This is a genomic window from Rhodococcus sp. UYP9 (genome assembly GCF_040547235.1).
GTDB lineage: Bacteria > Actinomycetota > Actinomycetes > Mycobacteriales > Mycobacteriaceae > Rhodococcoides.
In genome coordinates this window covers 651,943-669,877 of the sequence record NZ_JBEPPH010000002.1, presented here as the reverse complement: position 1 = coordinate 669,877, position 17,935 = coordinate 651,943, and the positions used below count along the sequence as shown (strand labels likewise).

The following is a 17,935-nucleotide window of genomic DNA, read 5'->3' as shown; positions in this document are numbered from 1 at the left end:
GGATCGACCGAGTCGGAAGATTCTGCGGTGTGGGGTATTCGAACGGCAGAACATGTTACGACGATGTTACCGCTGCATTACAGTGAGATGGGTGGAAGCACAACACGAACCCGCGCGGTGCGCATGGCCGGACGGCTGGCGCGAGCACCTCATCAGTGAATTCGACGGCTCCAGCCCACTTGTCACTCGTGCGCTCGCGGACAACGGTGCGTCCCTTTTTCACGACGGCCCGTATGCTCGCAACGAATTCTGGTTGCGACTGCGAGCTTTCGGCCGTAATTATCTGTGGCCTTCCTGACCCTTCACTCCCGGCTCGGCGCCCGAAAGGTTACCGTCGAGTATGGCAACCACTTCTGAGCACCTTCGCAACACCTTGGACGGCCGCTGGCGTGATGTGAAGAACGAGGCCCGCAGGCAACTCGTTCGAGACGAGTTCCGTCCGCACTACACCCCGAACACCGTGATCGCCCGCACCAAAGCTTTGGAACAAATGAAGCTACTTGCTCGAAACGGCGTAGCCGAAGACGGTTTCAAGAAGGAACACGGCGGCGGCGGAGACGTCGGCGGGGCCGTGACGATGATCGAGATGCTCGCCATGTCGGACCTCTCACTGATGGTCAAAGCCGGAGTGCAATGGGGACTGTTCGGCGGGGCCATCGAAAACCTCGGCACCGAACGCCATCACGAGGCCTACGTACGGCGCCTCATCGACCTCGATCTCCTCGGCTGTTTTGCGATGACGGAGACCGGCCACGGCAGCGATGTGCAGGCCCTCGAGACCACCGCCACGTACGACGCCGAGACCGACGAATTCGTCGTGCACTCCCCCACGCCGTCCTCACGCAAGGACTACATCGGCGGCGCGGCCGAAACTGCGACCGTCGCAGCAGTATTCGCGCAGTTGATTACCGCAGGACCGGGCGAGGAGCCGGAAGGACACGGAGTCCACTGCTTCTTCGTTCCGTTGCGCGACGAGAACGGCGCGGACCTCCCCGGAGTTACGACCAGCGACTGCCAGTACAAGGGCGGACTCCCCGGAGTCGACAACGGGCGCATCATGTTCGACCACGTCCGCATTCCGCGCGACAACCTGCTCAACAAGTACGCCGACGTCGCCGCGGACGGCACGTACTCCTCGCCAATCGAGAACTCGAGTCGACGCTTCTTCACGATGCTCGGAACGTTGATTCGTGGTCGCGTCACCGTCGGTGGCAGCGCGGCCGCCGCTGCTCGCGTCGCCCTGGATATCGCGACGCAATATGCCCTGCAGCGCAGACAGTTCACGGCACCGGATTCCGAAGAAGAAGTCCTCATCATGGACTACCTGGTGCATCAACGTCGACTGTTCCCACTGATCGCCAAGTCCTATGCGTTGCAATTCGCTCAGAACGAGCTCGTGGCAAAGATGCACGAGCTTCAGACGAGTGACGATCCGGATCCAGAGGAGCAGCGCGAGCTGGAGTCCCGCGCTGCGGGGTTGAAAGCAGCCAACACCTGGCACGCGACTGCCGCAATTCAACAAGCGCGCGAAGCCTGCGGTGGCGCAGGCTATCTGGCCGAGAATCGACTCATCTCACTCAAAGCGGATACCGATGTGTTCACCACGTTCGAAGGTGACAACCACGTGTTGACGCAACTCGTCGCAAAAGAGCTACTCACCGCCTACGCCGACGACGTGAAGAGCATGAGCCCAGTCGAATGGGTTCGCTTCGCCGCGGAGTTCGCCGGCGATCGCGTGATCAAACGCACTGCAGCACAGACGATCATCCAGACCATCCTCGACTCTCGCCAGGACAACGAGGAAGAGGGATCGCTGTTCAATCGCGGCACGCAGGTCGGCATGTTCGAGGATCGCGAGAACTATCTTCTGTCGACGGTCGCACGGCGCCTACAGAAGAACTCGAAGGAAATGAGCGCGTTCGACGCCTTCAACTCCGTCCAGGACCACGTGTTGCACGCGGCGCGCGCGCACATCGATCGGATCGTTCTCGAAGCGTTCTGCGCCGGTATCAACTCGTGTGAGGACGAGGCAGCCAAGACGATTCTCGAGCAGGTGTGCGATCTCTATGCACTCTCCGTCATCGAGGAGGACAAAGCCTGGTTCGTCGAGCACCGCTATCTCTCGACGGAGCGATCGAAGGCCGTCACCCGCGGGATCAACGAGCGGTGCCGCTCGCTGCGTCCGCATGCACTCGAGCTGGTCGAGGGCTTCGGCGTGCCGGAAGAACTCCTCGGCGCCGCGATGCTCGGTCATCCGGGCGCGGGAAGCGACGAGGAGTCTGCAGATCATCCGAGCAAGGCTCACGCAGTCTGACGCCGCCATGAGTGGGGGACCATCGCCGGTTGCGTGATGGTCCCTGAGCGTCATCCGGGGAGAGATGGGCGCCATCGGGGAGAGATGGGCATCATCGAGGAGATATGCGCAGCACCTTGTCATCCGAGCCGTTGTCGGTGGTGAGCAGAAGCGAACCGTCGGGCAGACTCGTGACCGAACGGAGCCTGCCGTACTCGTTCTCGAGCGCAACGGCATGCTGAGCGACCCCGGTACCGTCGTCTGTCAGCTTCAGAAAAACCAGCTTCTGGCCCTGCTGACTGGAAACGACAGCTGCACCGTTCCACTCACCCCACGCTGCGCCGTCGGTGAATGCCAGCCCTGGCGTCGCAATCGTCGGTGATCCGGAACTCCAGACCGCAGCGTGTGCACCCGGCACGCGATCGGGGTCGGTCATCTCCACCGACTCGTCGTAGATTCCCGGCTCGCGATCCGGCTTGTATCCGTAGTTCCCGCCGGGAACCAAGAGGTTCAGTTCGTCGTCTCGGCTCGTGCCCTGCTCCACCTCGTACAGTCGGCCGGTGCCGGGTGCGAATGCCAGGCCCTGCACGTTGCGATGTCCGAGTGTGTACACGCGGTCGGGTGCGTCTGCGGCGGGCGAGCCGTCGGCATCGATGTGAAGCACTTTGCCGCCCAGCGAAGTTCGATCCTGCGGGACAGTCGGGCTCGCAGTGTCCCCGGTTCCGACGTACAGCGAACCGTCTTCTGCAGCCAGGATTCGGCAGCCGCCATGACGGCCGTTGCCGGCGACCGGGATACCGTCGAGCACGGTCGCGACCCGCGTCAATTCCGTCCAGGCCGCGTCGACGGACCAACGAACGACGGCGATGCGGTTCCCCTCGGAGTCGCCTGAACTGTCCATTCCAGCGTCCCCGCCGAGGACGCCTTGGCAGGTGTACAACGTTCTGGACGAGGAAAAATCCGGTGCCAGTTCGATCCCCATCAGACCTGTTTCACCCTCGGCATAGAGATCGCCGAGATCGGCTTCGAGGTCTGCCACCGATCCGTCCGCACGCTCGACGACGAATCGGCCCGACCGTTCGCCGGTCAGGATTGCGCCGTCGGGCGCCACCACCACATCCCATGGCCTGCTCAGGCCGTCCAGTTCGGTTGTCACATCCAGCGCAGGTGCCCCGCTGTCATCCTGGGCAACCGATCCGGACGAGCACGCCAAAGTCATCGTCATGGCCAGGACAACAATTCCGGAACCGGACAGCAGCTTGTTCATTGCACTGCGCCGGATGGTCTGCCCTCGTGGCGATTCGTTGTCGGGTACACGATCAGGTGCAGTTTCGCTCATCAGGACACGAGTGTGTATCCCGCTTCGGTGACCGCGGAAGCGATGGCAGCCGCGTCGATGTCCTGATCGCTCGTGACGACAACTTCACCGCTGGCGACGTCGACGTCCACGCCGCTCACGCCTGCCAGTTCGGATATCTCCTCGGAGACCGATGCGGCGCAATGCTGGCAGGTCATTCCCTCGACGATGTATTTGTTCTGCACTTGTTCACCTTTCTGGACAGGGAATCAGGATCGGACGAGTCGCGCGATCGCGTCGGACGCTTCTTTGACCTTGGCGTCTGCCTCGGGGCCACCTTTGCGCGCCGCCTCGACGACGCACCCGGCGAGGTGCGCGTCGAGCAATTTCAGCGATACCGACTGCAACGCTTTCGTTGCCGCAGACACCTGTGTGAGTACGTCGATGCAGTAGCGATCCTCGGTGACCATCCGCGAAATGCCCGCAACCTGTCCCTCGATGCGTCTGAGCCTCTTCAGCAGGTCGTCTTGTTCAGTGGCATAGCTGCTCATAGGCCCACTATACCCCTACCGGGTATGCGGAGGTGGCTGAAGGAGTCGTCGAACGCCATCGATCAGCAACAACCCCGCGACGATGACACTCACCGCACCCAGCGCGATCCATGGCCCGGCATAACGGGTGGAGACATACTCGGGCCCACCGTTGTCGGCCGCAGCGAACACCGTCTCGGTCACACCCGCGTTCCAACACAGGATCGCAAGAGCCACGAACATCACCGCGGAGACGATCTCGGTGATAGCGAGTCCCCGGATCACGAGTACTCGATGCGCGCATGTTCGAGCGCTGCCCGCAGTCCGTCGTCGTCCTTGGCCCATGCCTGCACGAGAGCCCCATCTTTCACTCGGAGACCTATCGCAGTGCGTCGACGTGGCACCGAATGCAATTCACCGAGCACTCGCGCTGTCTCCCACTTCTTCGGTTCGTAGTCGCCATCGGAGTAATCGATCGGAGGCAGCACCTCCTCTATGTCCGAGATGTCGAGGGTCTCGGACCCCTGCCGTAAGTGCTGGGGCGTAACCGCGACGCTCACATGCTTACGTGCGGCACTGACCTGTACGTAGGTGAAGCCGACCAGGATGAGCGCAAACAGTGCCAGAGCGAACCAGTGGACAACGGGGCCGGTCAGGAGTTCGATCACCAACACCAGCACGCAGAACAGCGGCCCCCACAGCAGTGCCCGCCAGCGAGCGCCTTTCTCGCCGAACAGCAATTCCATGTCCGGCAACGGCGAACCGGCCTGGCGTCCATATGTCACTGTGCAAGCGCCCGGGTCGGAAGCGTCAGCTACTGACGACAGCGGGCAGGACGATCGCGAACGCCGCGAGGATGCCCATGGTCACTACGAGGCCGATCAACAGCAACTCCATCCGCATGCTGTGATCCACACGCTCGGTGCGATCGACATGGGGCGTTTGCCTGGACTCGGTCCGAACCTGCATACGACTCCTCTGACCGCCGATTGTGATGGCTGTCACGCTAGCTCAGGCGGCCACGGAAGACAAAACCGCAGGTCAACCCGCACTGAATCCGAGCGCCATGATGAATACCGCAACGGATACTGCCAGCAGCAAACCGAGAAGCGCCCAGGGCTTACCGCGCTCCTGCTCGACCTCGCGGACTTCCGGTTGCGTCATGTGGGATCCGATCACTCGAGGATGGTACCGAGTGATGCTATTCACATGATCAGAGAGGGGCGCAAGTGACACGCCGACATTCACTTCTTGCGTGAAGCGAGAAAATACTCGGTGGACTCCTTGCGGTGCATCAGATAGATCGCACCGGCTGCAAGGACACCCTGCGCGATACCCGCAACCGCCATCGACAGCGCCAACGCACCGTCGGCGGAACCGAGTCCGAACAGCTGAGGCAAGGCAAGAACCACTGTCACCGTCCCGATCATCGTCAGGACCATCCGTGCCCACATCCGGCCGAGCCGCATCTTGTTCACCCAGAACAAGAACAGCGCTCCGAAACCCACTCCTAGGAAGACCATGAAGACGAGCGCTGCGGTCAGGTAACTCTCCGCCGACTCCGCGGTCAACGGCACTGATGGCTGCTGGAGCGCGACATCGTCGACGAGTTGCTGCGCGAAGATCGACTTGTCGCCGTAGACGACAACGAGCGTCATCAGCAACTCGAGCATGCCCAGGAGCGCTACACCCCACCACAGATGCCGCGAAGTCTCGACATCCACCGGCGCCGGTCGTTGGACGGACTCGAGCGGCAGGACATCGAACGACGGAATCTTCATCGACGGTGGGCCGTGTTCGGCCTCCCAGCGTTCCCAGTCCGGCTGTGGCCGGGGACTATCGCCTTCGGGCTGCGATGGATCGGTCATCTCTCACCATGCTCGGTCATAGCCACCCAGCTGCTTCCGTCGCCCAATAGGTCAACACCACATCGGCGCCGGCCCGTCGAATACTGGTCAGGGACTCCAATATTGCCGCGTCGCGATCGATCCAACCGTTCTGCGCGGCCGCGGTGATCATCGAGTACTCACCCGAAATCTGATATGCGGCAACGGGAACCGGAGAAATATTGGCGATGTCTCGCAGAATATCGAGATACGACATGGCTGGTTTGACCATCACCATGTCCGCCCCCTCCGCCAAGTCGAGCTCGACTTCATGGGCAGCTTCGCGGCGATTAGCCGAATCCTGTTGGTAAGTACGCCTATCACCCTGCAGCGAAGACCCGACCGCCTCCCGAAAAGGGCCGTAGAAAGCCGACGCGTACTTGGCCGAATAAGCGAGCTGGCCGACGGCGTCGTGGCCTGCCGCATCCAGACCTTCCCGGATCGCGGCCACCTGGCCGTCCATCATTCCGCTCGGACCCAATAGATGCGCGCCGGCATCTGCCTGCGACAGAGCCATCTCGACGTACCGTGCCAGCGTCGCATCGTTGTCCACGACACCGTCGGGGGTCAGTACGCCGCAATGTCCGTGATCGGTGAATTCGTCCAGGCACGTGTCCGCCATGAGCACAGTCGAGTCACCGAGATCGGCCTTCAGGCGCCGAAGTCCGCGATTGAGGATTCCGCCGGGATCACTAGCTCCGGAACCCTGCGCGTCCTTGTCCTCGGGGCGCGGCACGCCGAACAGCATCAGACCACCGACGCCCGCCTCCACGGCCTCTTCTGCCGCAGCGCTCAGAGAGTCGAGCGTGTGCTGAAAGACACCGGGCATCGAAGAAATCTCGCGCGGCTCACTCAGCCCGTCCGCCACGAACATGGGCAGCACCAGATGCCGCGCTTGCAAAGACGTTTCAGCCACCAACCGACGTAACGCCGGAGTCCGGCGCAGTCGGCGGGGGCGGTCTACGGGAAACAACTGTACGGGCCCTCCTTCGTCGGGCAGCTACGTGGAAACACCTCTACCAGAGCTATTTCCACGCAGCTCGGGCGTCAGCGCCTGCGACTCTTCTTTCGCGGGGGCGGCAATGCACCTTCGGCACGCAAACGAGCAGCATGCTCGGCCAGTGCCTCGATGAGCGGACCGACCTGCGCGGTCTCCGGCTGAACGTCGACGCGCAGACCGAACTCGACAGCAGTCTCTGCTGTCTTCGGACCGATGCACGCAACGAGCGTGCGCGCGTGCGGCTTTCCAGCGATACCGACGAGATTTCGAACGGTCGAACTCGACGTGAAGCACACCGCGTCGAACCCTCCGGTCTTGATCATCTCGCGGGTCTCAGCGGCAGGCGGCGCGGCGCGCACAGTTCGGTAGGCAGTGACATCGTCGATCTCCCACCCGCGCTCACGAAGTCCCTCGGCAACCGTTTCGGTAGCGATATCGGCACGCGGCAACAGAACCCGATTGACCGGGTCGAACACCTCGTCGTACGGCGGGAAGTCCTCGAGAAGACCGAGCGAAGACTGCTCGCCCGACGGCAGCAGTTCGGGGTTGATACCGAACGACCGAACCTTCTCCGCCGTCGCTTCGCCGACGCACGCGATCTTCACACCCGAAAATGCACGGGCATCGAGACCGAACTCTTCGAACTTCTCCCACACGGCGCGAACTGCATTGGTCGAGGTGAAGACGACCCACTGGTACCTGCCGTCGACGAGTCCCTTGACCGAACGTTCCATCTGAGCCGGGCTACGCGGAGGCTCGACGGCAATGGTCGGAACCTCGATCGGGATGGCACCGTGCGTCACGAGACGATCGCTCATCTCCCCAGCCTGATCCTTGGTACGTGGCACCAGAACGGTCCAGCCGTACAGTGCGCGAGACTCCCACCAGGACATCTTGTTTCGGCCGGAAACGACCTTGCCGACCGTGACGACGAGCGATCCGACGAGCTCACTGCCTGCATCGTTCAGCGTGGCGAGGGTGGCCTCGACGGTGCGCTGCTGACGGGTCGTGCCCCGTACCGTGATGGCCGCGGGTGTCTGCGGAGCCAGACCGTGTTCGACGAGCGCACTGGCCGTCTCGGCCAGATGCCCCGACGTCGCGTGCAGTACGAGCGGCCCTGGTGCGGCAGCAAGCGCCGCCCAGTCGACCTCGCCTCGGACGTCGGCCTCGGTGTGTCCGGAACCCAACGCCATTCCGGCGTAACTCGGCACCGCTGAACCGGACGGTAGTCCGGGAAGAACCTCGAACTGGACATGTGTGCGTGCGACGGCGTTGACCTCGGCGATGACCGAGTCGGTGGTCAACGGATCCCCGGACACCAGGCGCACGACATCGTGGCCGTTCTTCGCCTCGGCCAGAAGGGTTTTGGCAACCTCGGCAGGCTCGCCGAGTGCCGGCCGGACATCGACTCCGGTCTCGCCGGTTTCCGGGTCGCGCGGAAGATCGTGACCGACGAGCGCGATAACGCCCTTGTCGACATCGGGGTCGGTGAACGCGAGTTCGGCGGAGCCGAGTACTTCGCGGGCTCGGACCGTCAGCAGAGCTGGGTCACCCGGCCCCGATCCCACGAACAGGATCCGTCCGTTGGCATTCTTGCGGACTGGGCTCATCGGTTGTTCTCCAGTGCTTTCTTGTGTGGGTGGTGAGACGTAGTGGCGGCCGGCTCGGTTATGTCGACCAGCCTGCGGGCGCCTAGATCGAGCATCTCGCGGGCCAGGTCGCGGCCCAGCTCCTCGGCATTGTCGGTGGCACCGACAATCGACGCGCGAATGGAATCGCTGCCGTCGAGGGCTGCCACGCAGGCACGCAGTGACAGTTCTTCGAAGACGTGGCCACTCTCGTCGATGGACTCGACGATGTCGGCGATGGCACCGACCGGAGCCGAGCATCCTGCTTCGAGTTCGGCCAGCAGACCACGCTCGGCGGCAACGCAGGTGCGGGTGTTCGTATCGTCGAGCGTGCGAATCGCCTCGATGAGCTCGGTATCGGCGATCCTGCATTCGACAGCCAATGCACCCTGCGCTGGAGCAGAGATCATCTGTACCGGATCGAGTGCTTCGGTGATGACGTCGAGCCTGCCGATCCGAGCGAGTCCGGCTCGTGCCACGACGACGGCGTCGAGTTCCCCGGACGCCACCTTCCCGATACGGGTGTCGAGGTTTCCCCGCAAGGGCCTGACATCGAGTCCCTGGCCGAGTGCACGCAACTGCGCGGCACGGCGCGGCGCCGACGTCCCGACGGTCGCTCCGACGGGTAGCTCGCCGAGCACGAGGCCGTCACGAGCGACCAGCGCGTCGCGCGGATCTTCCCGCTCGGGGATCGCAGCAATGACGAATCTTTCGTCGGGAGCGGTAGGCAGGTCCTTGTAGGAGTGCACCGCGATGTCGACCTTGCCGTCGGTGAGTGCCTCACGCAACGCCGCAGTGAACACGCCGACTCCGATGGTCTGCACCGGAGCGGCCGACATATCACCGGCAGTTTTGATGATCACGAGTTCTGCGTCGAGACCTGCTGCGATCAGCCCTCGCCGGACTGTGTCGGCCTGGGTCGTTGCGAGCAGGCTTCCTCGTGTTCCGATTCTTACGACGGTCACCGCTGTGGTCCCTTCTTGCCGTCGATCCGGCTGGCAGTGAAATCGTCCACGAGTTCCATTCCATTGATCTCGATCGGGCTGGCGACAGCGTCGACCGTTCCCGGGCTCAGTTCGAACAACTCCCGCAGCGCTGCTGCATAGGAGTCGCCGCCAGGGGTGGTGGCTAGTTGCTTGACGCGGACAGTGGGTGAATGCAGGAGCTTGTCCACGACGCGTCGCACTGTCCGGGCGACCTCGTCGCGCTGCGGCGAGTCCAGGCTGGGCAGTCGCGAATCGAGTCGCATGAGTTCTGCTTCGACGACCTCGGCGGCACGCTGGCGTAGCGCTGTCACTGTCGGCGTCACCTCGGCGAGCCGTTGACCGGCGAGGTATCCGGAGAGTTCGGCGGAGACGATTTCGCGCGCGGCAGCAGCGTCGGAAGATGCCGCGCCTGCAGCCGGGTCCCGTTGTAGGGACTCCATATCGAACACGCTGACGCCGGGTAGCCCAGCGACCGTGGGATCGACGTCGCGGGGCAGTCCGAGGTCGCAGATGGCGAGAAGCCGCCCCGGGTCTCGCTGAGCAAGCGCGAGGTGTGCATCCGCAAGGGAGACGACAGCACCGACCGCGCCCGTACAGGTGACGAGCACGTCGCCGTCGGACAGCGCAGCGGGGAGTTGGTCGAAATCCATCGCCGACGCGGGAACACCGGCGGACAGTGCCGTTTCGGCGAGGTGCTCGGCGCGTTCGCGGGTGCGGTTCACCACGATCAGGCGACCGATTCCGGCACGTCCGAGGTGCGCTACGGACAGTCCGCCCATAGCGCCGGCGCCCACAACTACGGCGGTCTTTCCTTCCAGGCTTCCACCGAACATGGCCGCTGCGCGCTCGATCGCCACCGAGACGACGGATGCACCAGCGGAATCGATTCCGGTCTCCGAATGAACACGCTTTCCGACGCGCAACGCCTGCTGCGCCAGTTCGTGGAGCACTCGACCGGACGCCTGCTGGTTGTCCGAAGCCGCGTACGCAGCACGAATCTGTCCCAGAATCTGCTGTTCGCCGATGACCATCGAATCGAGGCCACTGGCTACGGCGAAGAGATGCTCGACGGCTGCTTCGCTGTATCGAACGTAGGCGTGCTGGGTCAGTTCTTGCACTTCCAGACCGGAGTGCTCGGCAAGCACTTCTCCGACGGCGGTCAGAGCGCCATGGAAGGCGTCGACTACGGCGTAGATCTCGACGCGGTTGCACGTCGAGACGACCATGACTTCGGAGATGCTCCCGGTAGCCATGAGCTTGTCGGTAAGTTTCGGTCGATCCGTGTCGGTGACAGCGACACGTTCGAGAACTGCGACGGGAGCGCTACGGTGCGAAATCCCGACGAGAAGGACACTCACGGTGCAATCACCGATCCGTTTCTTGTCGAACTGCTAGGGCTGATGGCTCCGGGTAGTGAACCGGGCGTCACTCGTGGTCCTCGGCTACGTCCGAGGCGCGGATTTCCGGGCAGACTCGGTGATCCATGAGCGGCCTCGTTCCGCGAACTGTTGAAAGACAGAACCTGCATCTCCACTGCCAGATCGACTCGACGCACCTCGACACTATCCGGCACGTCGAGCATCACCGGGGAAAAGCTGAGGATGCACTCGACGCCGCCTGCGACGAACGCGGAGGCCACACTCTGAGCGGCGGCGTCGGGGGTGGCGATCACACCGATCGTGGCCTCGAGTTCGCGACACGACTGTTCCAACAGGTCCACGTGTCGGACTTCGAGTCCATCGATGTCGGTGCCGACTCTCTTCGCATCCCGATCGAACAGTCCGACCATCGAGAATCCGCGACGGCCGAAGCCGCCGTATCGCGCAAGTGCCTCACCGAGGTTCCCGACACCGACGAGGACAACCTTGTGTCCGCGATCGAGACCGAGTGCGCTCTCGATCTTGGCCCGCAGGCGCATGACGTCGTAACCGACTCCACGCACGCCGTTCGGGCCGAGGAAGGAGAGATCCTTGCGGAGTTTTGCCGAGCCGACACCCGCGGCGTTGGCCAGTTCTTCGCTCGATACGATGATTACTCCGTCGTCGGCAAGAATTCCGAGGACCCGCAAGTAGGCCGCTAAACGCGTCACCGTAGCCTGTGGAATAACGCGTTCGACCCCAGCAGACCGTTCAACGGTCGCCGGTACAGCCGGGCGCTCTTCGGTCACGTTCATGGCTCCTCGTCCGAACGGCAGCGATGCCGGTCCTCACGCTGATCCTGATACATCCAGATCACGACTCTTTACGAGCATTGATATTGTTCGCACCACGGTAACCGCTTGTGAACGAATGAACAAAGTCGCTGGATCCGTGCTAGAGGGGCCCTCACCTGCAAAGCGAGAGCAATCGCACGTTCTTAGGGTGCCCTGGTGACCGTCAGATCCGCTCGCAATCGTGGCTCGTCGACCTCCCAGTAGCTGTGTTCGCGCCCGTCGAGCAGCACCACCGGAACACGGTCTCCGTACTCCGCTCGCAGGTCAGGGTCGGTGGCCGCCGCTTGGTCCACATCGACGGCCGAGGGAACGATTCCGAAATCAGCACACACCGCAGTCAACTTCTCGAACGCGACGACACAGGTGTGACAACCGGCGCGGGTGAGAAGAACCACGGAAGATTCGTTGGAGCTCATACCCCTACTGTCTCACTGCCAGATGCAGAGACGAAGCTCACAGGCAGGCCGAGACGCCACGGGTATGGATCGAGCCCGCGCGTACGCGCTCGCCCACAGTGACACGGACTAGGGTTGTGGCAGTGCTCGAGCAGGGAGGTGCGCAAGACGATGAACGACGAGAACCCGAAAAAGCCCGACATCAACAGCGAAGATTCCGGCGATTCACACACGCAGGTGTCGGATTCACATGATTCGACAGCGCACGAGCCCGAGGCAGCAGATAGGGCCGAGGAAGTTCGTGGGGACTCGACAGTGCCGGACTTGCCGATAGCGGAGGTGCCGGACGCAGTCATGGTCGACACCCGGCAGCCCGCGGCCGACAAGCGCCGCAAACGTCGATTCCGCAGTCCACTCGGCCCTACCGACGCGCAGGTCCGCGCCAACGTCGCCGGAGAGGCAAGTGCCGATGCAGCACTCGCGCTCCAACTCGACAGCGACGGCTCGGTGCCACTCGACCTGACCGCCGCCGCGTTCTTCGACGTCGACAACACGATGGTGCAGGGCGCGTCGATCATTCACTTCGCCCGCGGTCTGGCCTCCAGAAAGTACTTCACCAGCGGCGATCTGGCCCAGTTCGCTTGGCAGCAAGTGAAATTCAGAGTCAGCGGCAAGGAGAACAGCGACGATGTCGCCAGTGGCCGAGAAAAAGCCTTGTCCTTCATCACCGGAAGATCGACCGCCGAACTGACTCGCCTGGGCGAGGAAATCTACGACGAGATGATCGCCGACAAGATTTGGCCGGGCACCGCCGCACTTGCACAGATGCACCTGGATGCAGGTCAGCAGGTCTGGCTGGTCACCGCGACACCACTGGAGCTGGCTCAGATCATCGCCAAACGACTCGGCCTTACCGGTGCACTAGGAACCGTCGCCGAAAGCAAGGACGGAATATTCACCGGCCTGTTGGTCGGAGATATTCTGCACGGACTCGGCAAGGCTCACGCCGTTCGCACACTCGCCGTCCGCGAGGGTTTGAACCTCAAACGGTGCACCGCGTACTCCGACAGCCACAACGACGTTCCCATGCTGTCGCTGGTCGGCACGGCCGTCGCGGTCAATCCAGACGCAGACCTGCGGGAAGTGGCCAAGAACCGAGGCTGGGAGATCCGTGATTTCCGGACGGGGCGTAAGGCCGCGAGGATCGGGGTCCCGACGGCCCTTGCCATCGGTGCCGTCGGCGGCGGACTCGCTGCCGTGCTCGGTCGCCGTCGGGCTGCCTGACCAGCTCGGGTTCAAGACGTCACAGACTCAGTTGCATCAGCGTCAGGTCGAGCCACCTGTCGAATTTGACCCCCACTTCGGGGAGCTGTCCGACGGTGACGAAGCCGAATTTGTCGTGCAACGCGATCGAGGTGGTGTTGCCACTTTCGATACCCGCGATCATTGCGTGGATTCCTGCGGCACGGGCGCGCGCTATCAACTCCGCCAGCAGGGCGCTGGCAATGCCCTGACGGTGAAAAGCTTTGTCGACGTATACCGAGTGCTCGACCGTCAGCCGGTACCCACTTTTCGGACGCCACTGCCCGTACGACGCGTACCCAGCGATGAAACCGTCGACGACGGCCGTCAGGACGGGAAATCCAGCCCGAAGACGGCCGTCGAACCAGGTGATTCTCTCGTCGAGTCCCACTTCGGTCTCGTCCCAGATCGCCGTCGTGGTGGCGATCGCGTCGTTGTGAATGGCGAGTATCGAAGGCAGGTCTTCGGTGATGGTGTCACGGATCAGCACCGCGAGGACTTTACAGAGCTACCCGAGGAAGACGTTGCGACGCTTGGCGAGAAGTCGATAGAGCGTGTGCTGGATCGTTTCGCGAACATGGTCGGTCAACTCGAAGAGCACCATCGGATCGTCCGAAGCTTGGGCTTCGTAGGAGTCGGTGTAGATCGGCTTACCGAACTCGATGTACCACTTCGACGGCAGCGGGATGAGACCGAGTGGGCCGAAGTGCGGGAAGAGCGGTGTGACCGGAAAGTACGGCATCCCCATCAGCCGAGCGAGCGTGGTGAGGTCGCCGATTTTCGGGTAGATCTCTTCCGACCCCACGATCGAGCACGGGATGATCGGGGCCCCCGTACGCAGGGCGGCCGATACGAAACCGCCGCGGCCGAACCGTTGCAACTTGTAGCGCTCGCTGAACGGCTTGCCGATTCCCTTGAAGCCCTCGGGGAAGACCGCCGCTACCTCCCCCATACGCAGCAATCGCTCGGCGTCGGGGTTGCAGGCGAGCGTGTGTCCCGCTTTGCGTGCGATCGATCCGACCCCGGGCATCTCGAAAGCCATGTCAGCAGCCAACATTCGCAGTGGTCGGTGCGCGGGATGGTGATCACGCACGGCGACGGAGGTCATCAACGCATCGATCGGGATGACGCCGGCGTGATTGGCGACAACGAGTGCACCACCGTCGTTCGGAATGTTCTCGATGCCCTTGACCTCGACGCGGAACCATTTGTCGAACAATGGCCGCAGCAGCGGAAGCCATACGGCATCGGCGAAGTGGGGGTCGTACCCGAATTCGTCGATCTGGTAGTCACCGGCGAGCCGACGTCGCAGGAACTCGGCGGTTCCGGCAATCTGGTCGACCAATTTTTCTCTGATCGCGTCGATGGGCACGGACACCGGAGCTGTTGCCACCGGCGGTGCGGCGAAGGTCGGAGTGATGAGTGGTGTGGGCGGCCGGACCTCGGAGTACGAGGACGGGTGGCGGCTGCGACTTCGTTCTACCCGGCTTTGGTCTGTGTTTCTCGCGGACGCCGTTCTACCGGACCCACCGCCGTGCAGCGGAATTACCTTCGCCACGTCGCTCACCTCCTTCGTCCTGGACTCGCGACGGTCAGTACCTTCGTCGACACTGCTGCACCTGCATCGACGATCGACAACAGGTGTTTCTCTGCGGCATCGATCCACTCGGTTTTGAGGACCGGACGCAGTGCTGCGCCGCGCACGAAGTCGTCGAATGCCTGCACGGTCGTCCACCGAGGTTCGAAACCGAGGTCGGATCTCATACGGGTCGTGTCGAGCCCGCAGCCGAAATGGAAATAGTCGAGTTGTTCGGTGGTGAACTCGCGCATCATGCCACCCATCAGTGCTCGACCTACGCTCTTGAACAACGCGAACGGAACGGGCGCTTCGATGCGACCCGCACGCCGGATAGCCTGAGAGAGCATGATCGTTCCGTCGGCTCCGACGTTGAACGTGCCTGCCGGTCCGCCGATCGTGGCCCGCTCGAGTGCGGCCAGGGCGTCTTCTTCGTGCAGCAATTGCATGCGTGCATCGCGGCCGACGATACTCGGGATGATCGGGGACGTCATGTACCGCGAGATGGTCCCGTTGAGCCGTGGTCCGATCAGCGGCGCCATCCGCAAAATCGACACAGCGACGTCCGGACGGCGACGGCCGAGCCCGCGGACGTAGCCCTCGATGTCGATGGTGTCCCGAGCGTAGGCGCCCTGCGGCGGACGCCGGGCACTCATCTCCTCGGTGAAATTGACCGGGTCTTTGGCACTGCACCCATAGACGGACGACGAAGACCGCAGGACGACCTTGCGCACAGTCGGTGAGTTCTGGCAGACGGCGAAGAGTTGCATCGCCCCGATGACGTTGAGATCCTTCATGGTTGCTCGACCGCCGGAACTGGGTGGTTTGGCAATGGTGGCGGCATGGACGACGGTGTCCACGCCCGCGCTGCGGACGACCTTGCCGATGAGCGGATTGCGGATGTCGGCGCGCACGAACTCGGCGCGGCCCATCTTGCGCAGCAGGTCTTTGCTCGGTGAGAGCGTATCGACAGCGATGACCCGTTCGATCGATGGATTCTGCGCGAGCCGAGTGACGAGGTAACCCCCGAGAAAACGGCTTACACCGGTCACGAGGACCACTTTCGGCGCCGCTACGCCTCGATCGTTCGAGTTCACACACACCCCCAGGATTCGTGCCGCAACAAGCAGCCTACTGGAATCCAGCGAAGATGTGAGAGTACGAGAAATGGCACCCTGTGCAGGAAGAATGCAGATTCGGACAAGAGTGCTTTTCAGGACTCTCGATGTCGAAAACTGGGTGCATCGACTGCACGAAAAAGGCCCGACACCATAAGGTGACGGGCCTCTTTCGAGGAACTCTATTTACCGAGTTTCCTGCGCTGAACTCGGGTACGACGAAGCAACTTGCGGTGCTTCTTCTTCGACATGCGCTTGCGACGCTTCTTGATCACTGAACCCATGGCGGGTGTTCCTCACGTTCTGTCTACGTTTTCGCGCACGCGAAGTTGCGTACGCCTACCTGGCATCCTCGAACCCCTTACGGAGTTGTCGATCCCCAAGCTGGCGCTCGGGCGCTGCAGAAGCCAGAGCCCGATGCAACAACAGCGACTGGCACGACGAGTGTAGATCTTACCGGTGCAGACATTCGTCTGCGAAACCGGCCCGACTTCACCCGAGAGCGCGAGCGCTACTCAGCCCGCATCGAAGTACGAGGTCTCGAGGTAATCGTGCACAGCTTTTGCATGCACACGAAACGATCGACCCACCCGTACAGCGGGCAACTCTCCGCCGTGTACCAATCGGTACACAGTCATTTTGGACACCCTCATCAGTGACGCCACTTCGGCGACTGTGAGGAACTGCGTTCCAGCAAAAGCTGGTTGGCCATCCAGGGACGAACCCTTGGAAGACTTGCTTATAGGCGTCATTGATCCACTTACCTCCGGCACGTCTCGCGCGGCAGGCTTCCCCTCCTGCCGAACAGACACGCACGTGCTATTGATGAGCTTAGCGGGACCAATGGGGTTACTGCGACGGGTGTAGGCAATCGAATCTCTATTCAGCTGTGATGCCCATCTCAGTGGATCGACGCTTCGCGGCCCCCAAAGCGTCGAAAAACGCTGCTCGGAGGCCGTTTGTTTCCAATTCACGCACTGCTGCGGCCGTCGTTCCGCCAGGAGAAGTTACCGCGTAACGAAGCTCCGTTGCGGACTCTTCGGACCGATCGAGCATCGCCGCGGACCCCACCATCGTCTGAACGACGAGAGAAGTGGACACATCCCGGGCCAATCCGAGGCCGACACCCGCGTCGATCATCGCCTCGGCGACGAGGAAGAAGTACGCCGGCCCGGACCCCGAAACAGCTGTTACAGCGTCGAGCTGAGACTCTTTCACCGTCACCACCTTGCCGACCGAGGACAGAACGGTCCGTACGAGTGCCAGGTGTTCGGCCTTCGCGTGTCGACCCGGGGCAAGCACGCTCATGCCTTCGCCGACGAGCATCGGCGTATTCGGCATCACCCGGACGACCGGGAAGCCTGCTGGAAGCTTGGATTCGAACTTCGAAGTCGGCACCCCGGCGGCGAGTGAGACGATCAGTTGTTCGCGTTCTCCGTCCAAGTCGATCTTGGCGACCTCGACGAGCACGGCATCCACATCGCCAGGCTTGACCGCCAGCACGATGACGTCGGCGTTCTCCGATGCCTCCGCGATCGACGCCGTCAGGATCCCGAACGCCGAGGCCAACTCGCGGGCTCGGGCCTCGAACTTCTCCGCTACCACCAGGTCGCGGACAGGGTGCCCCGATTCGAGCAGGCCCGCGATCAGCGCTTCACCGATGCGGCCGCCGCCGATTACAGCAATTCTCGTCATGGCCGCAACTCTAGAGG

General features: G+C 62.7%; 23 protein-coding genes. 3 read left to right on the top strand and 20 right to left on the bottom strand.

Going from position 1 to position 17,935, the window contains the following annotated elements:
* The first annotated feature begins 91 nt into the window (after window positions 1-91).
* On the top strand, window positions 92-298 hold the full coding sequence (locus ABIB36_RS09610; protein WP_084346191.1) for an inositol 2-dehydrogenase: 207 nt from the start codon (window positions 92-94) through the stop codon (window positions 296-298).
* Between the two features lie 42 nt (window positions 299-340).
* Complete coding sequence (locus ABIB36_RS09605) at window positions 341-2,314, top strand: acyl-CoA dehydrogenase family protein (protein ID WP_084346192.1); 1,974 nt, start codon at window positions 341-343, stop codon at window positions 2,312-2,314.
* A gap of 91 nt (window positions 2,315-2,405) precedes the next feature.
* Here ABIB36_RS09605 and ABIB36_RS09600 read toward each other — a convergent pair whose 3' ends face one another.
* The 14 genes from ABIB36_RS09600 to ABIB36_RS09535 all read right to left on the bottom strand — a co-directional run bounded on the left by ABIB36_RS09600 (window position 2,406) and on the right by ABIB36_RS09535 (window position 12,248).
* Window positions 2,406-3,560: a PQQ-dependent sugar dehydrogenase gene (locus ABIB36_RS09600; protein WP_502944964.1), complete on the bottom strand. Its 1,155-nt coding sequence runs from the start codon at window positions 3,558-3,560 to the stop codon at window positions 2,406-2,408.
* Between the two features lie 71 nt (window positions 3,561-3,631).
* Window positions 3,632-3,808: a heavy-metal-associated domain-containing protein gene (locus ABIB36_RS09595; RefSeq protein WP_084346386.1), complete on the bottom strand. Its 177-nt coding sequence runs from the start codon at window positions 3,806-3,808 to the stop codon at window positions 3,632-3,634.
* 51 nt (window positions 3,809-3,859) lie between these two features.
* Window positions 3,860-4,141 (bottom strand): metal-sensitive transcriptional regulator, encoded by a 282-nt coding sequence (locus ABIB36_RS09590; RefSeq protein ID WP_084346193.1) that lies wholly within the window; start codon window positions 4,139-4,141, stop codon window positions 3,860-3,862.
* Window positions 4,142-4,156: 15 nt separating this feature from the next.
* Window positions 4,157-4,405 carry a hypothetical protein gene (locus ABIB36_RS09585; RefSeq protein WP_256895543.1) on the bottom strand — a complete coding sequence of 83 codons (249 nt, stop codon included), beginning with the start codon at window positions 4,403-4,405 and terminating at the stop codon, window positions 4,157-4,159.
* A complete protein-coding gene (gene mce1N, locus ABIB36_RS09580; RefSeq protein WP_354563441.1) occupies window positions 4,402-4,875 on the bottom strand; it encodes a transport-regulating membrane protein Mce1N in 474 nt (157 codons plus the stop codon). The genes ABIB36_RS09585 and mce1N overlap by 4 nt, the downstream gene beginning before the upstream one ends.
* 55 nt (window positions 4,876-4,930) lie before the next feature.
* The gene (locus ABIB36_RS09575; protein WP_179142230.1) at window positions 4,931-5,089 is read right to left on the bottom strand and encodes a hypothetical protein; all 159 of its coding nucleotides are present in this window, start codon (window positions 5,087-5,089) and stop codon (window positions 4,931-4,933) included.
* 72 nt (window positions 5,090-5,161) lie between these two features.
* On the bottom strand, window positions 5,162-5,284 hold the full coding sequence (locus ABIB36_RS09570) for a hypothetical protein (protein WP_254900410.1): 123 nt from the start codon (window positions 5,282-5,284) through the stop codon (window positions 5,162-5,164).
* Window positions 5,285-5,364: 80 nt separating this feature from the next.
* Window positions 5,365-5,988, bottom strand: a complete 624-nt coding sequence (locus ABIB36_RS09565; RefSeq protein ID WP_084346194.1) for a hypothetical protein — start codon at window positions 5,986-5,988, stop codon at window positions 5,365-5,367.
* 16 nt (window positions 5,989-6,004) lie between these two features.
* Entirely contained in the window at window positions 6,005-6,979 is a 975-nt protein-coding gene (hemB, locus tag ABIB36_RS09560; protein WP_354563409.1) for a porphobilinogen synthase, read from the bottom strand.
* Between the two features lie 74 nt (window positions 6,980-7,053).
* Complete coding sequence (locus tag ABIB36_RS09555; RefSeq protein ID WP_269304833.1) at window positions 7,054-8,616, bottom strand: bifunctional uroporphyrinogen-III C-methyltransferase/uroporphyrinogen-III synthase; 1,563 nt, start codon at window positions 8,614-8,616, stop codon at window positions 7,054-7,056.
* Window positions 8,613-9,599, bottom strand: a complete 987-nt coding sequence (gene hemC / locus ABIB36_RS09550; protein ID WP_084346197.1) for a hydroxymethylbilane synthase — start codon at window positions 9,597-9,599, stop codon at window positions 8,613-8,615. The genes ABIB36_RS09555 and hemC overlap by 4 nt, the downstream gene beginning before the upstream one ends.
* Window positions 9,596-10,978 carry a glutamyl-tRNA reductase gene (locus ABIB36_RS09545; RefSeq protein WP_084346198.1) on the bottom strand — a complete coding sequence of 461 codons (1,383 nt, stop codon included), beginning with the start codon at window positions 10,976-10,978 and terminating at the stop codon, window positions 9,596-9,598. Before ABIB36_RS09545 ends, hemC begins: the two co-directional genes overlap by 4 nt.
* Entirely contained in the window at window positions 10,975-11,793 is an 819-nt protein-coding gene (locus ABIB36_RS09540) for a redox-sensing transcriptional repressor Rex (protein WP_084346199.1), read from the bottom strand. The genes ABIB36_RS09545 and ABIB36_RS09540 overlap by 4 nt, the downstream gene beginning before the upstream one ends.
* Window positions 11,794-11,975: 182 nt before the next feature.
* Entirely contained in the window at window positions 11,976-12,248 is a 273-nt protein-coding gene (locus tag ABIB36_RS09535; protein WP_084346200.1) for a glutaredoxin family protein, read from the bottom strand.
* A gap of 333 nt (window positions 12,249-12,581) precedes the next feature.
* Between ABIB36_RS09535 and ABIB36_RS09530 the strand changes: the two genes are divergently transcribed.
* The gene (locus ABIB36_RS09530; protein WP_084346389.1) at window positions 12,582-13,511 is read left to right on the top strand and encodes an HAD family hydrolase; all 930 of its coding nucleotides are present in this window, start codon (window positions 12,582-12,584) and stop codon (window positions 13,509-13,511) included.
* 19 nt (window positions 13,512-13,530) lie between these two features.
* On the opposite strand, the gene ABIB36_RS09525 is transcribed toward ABIB36_RS09530, so the two are convergent.
* From ABIB36_RS09525 to proC, 6 genes are all read right to left on the bottom strand, one after another.
* The gene (locus ABIB36_RS09525) at window positions 13,531-14,019 is read right to left on the bottom strand and encodes a GNAT family N-acetyltransferase (RefSeq protein ID WP_354563403.1); all 489 of its coding nucleotides are present in this window, start codon (window positions 14,017-14,019) and stop codon (window positions 13,531-13,533) included.
* Between the two features lie 18 nt (window positions 14,020-14,037).
* Window positions 14,038-15,096: a lysophospholipid acyltransferase family protein gene (locus tag ABIB36_RS09520; RefSeq protein WP_084346202.1), complete on the bottom strand. Its 1,059-nt coding sequence runs from the start codon at window positions 15,094-15,096 to the stop codon at window positions 14,038-14,040.
* The gene (locus ABIB36_RS09515; RefSeq protein WP_179142231.1) at window positions 15,093-16,202 is read right to left on the bottom strand and encodes an NAD-dependent epimerase/dehydratase family protein; all 1,110 of its coding nucleotides are present in this window, start codon (window positions 16,200-16,202) and stop codon (window positions 15,093-15,095) included. Before ABIB36_RS09515 ends, ABIB36_RS09520 begins: the two co-directional genes overlap by 4 nt.
* A 203-nt stretch (window positions 16,203-16,405) precedes the next feature.
* Window positions 16,406-16,507, bottom strand: a complete 102-nt coding sequence (locus tag ABIB36_RS09510) for a 30S ribosomal protein bS22 (protein ID WP_003402602.1) — start codon at window positions 16,505-16,507, stop codon at window positions 16,406-16,408.
* A gap of 231 nt (window positions 16,508-16,738) precedes the next feature.
* Complete coding sequence (locus ABIB36_RS09505; RefSeq protein WP_084346204.1) at window positions 16,739-16,975, bottom strand: helix-turn-helix domain-containing protein; 237 nt, start codon at window positions 16,973-16,975, stop codon at window positions 16,739-16,741.
* Window positions 16,976-17,102: 127 nt separating this feature from the next.
* Window positions 17,103-17,918: a pyrroline-5-carboxylate reductase gene (proC, locus tag ABIB36_RS09500; RefSeq protein ID WP_354563399.1), complete on the bottom strand. Its 816-nt coding sequence runs from the start codon at window positions 17,916-17,918 to the stop codon at window positions 17,103-17,105.
* Window positions 17,919-17,935: the final 17 nt, after the last annotated feature.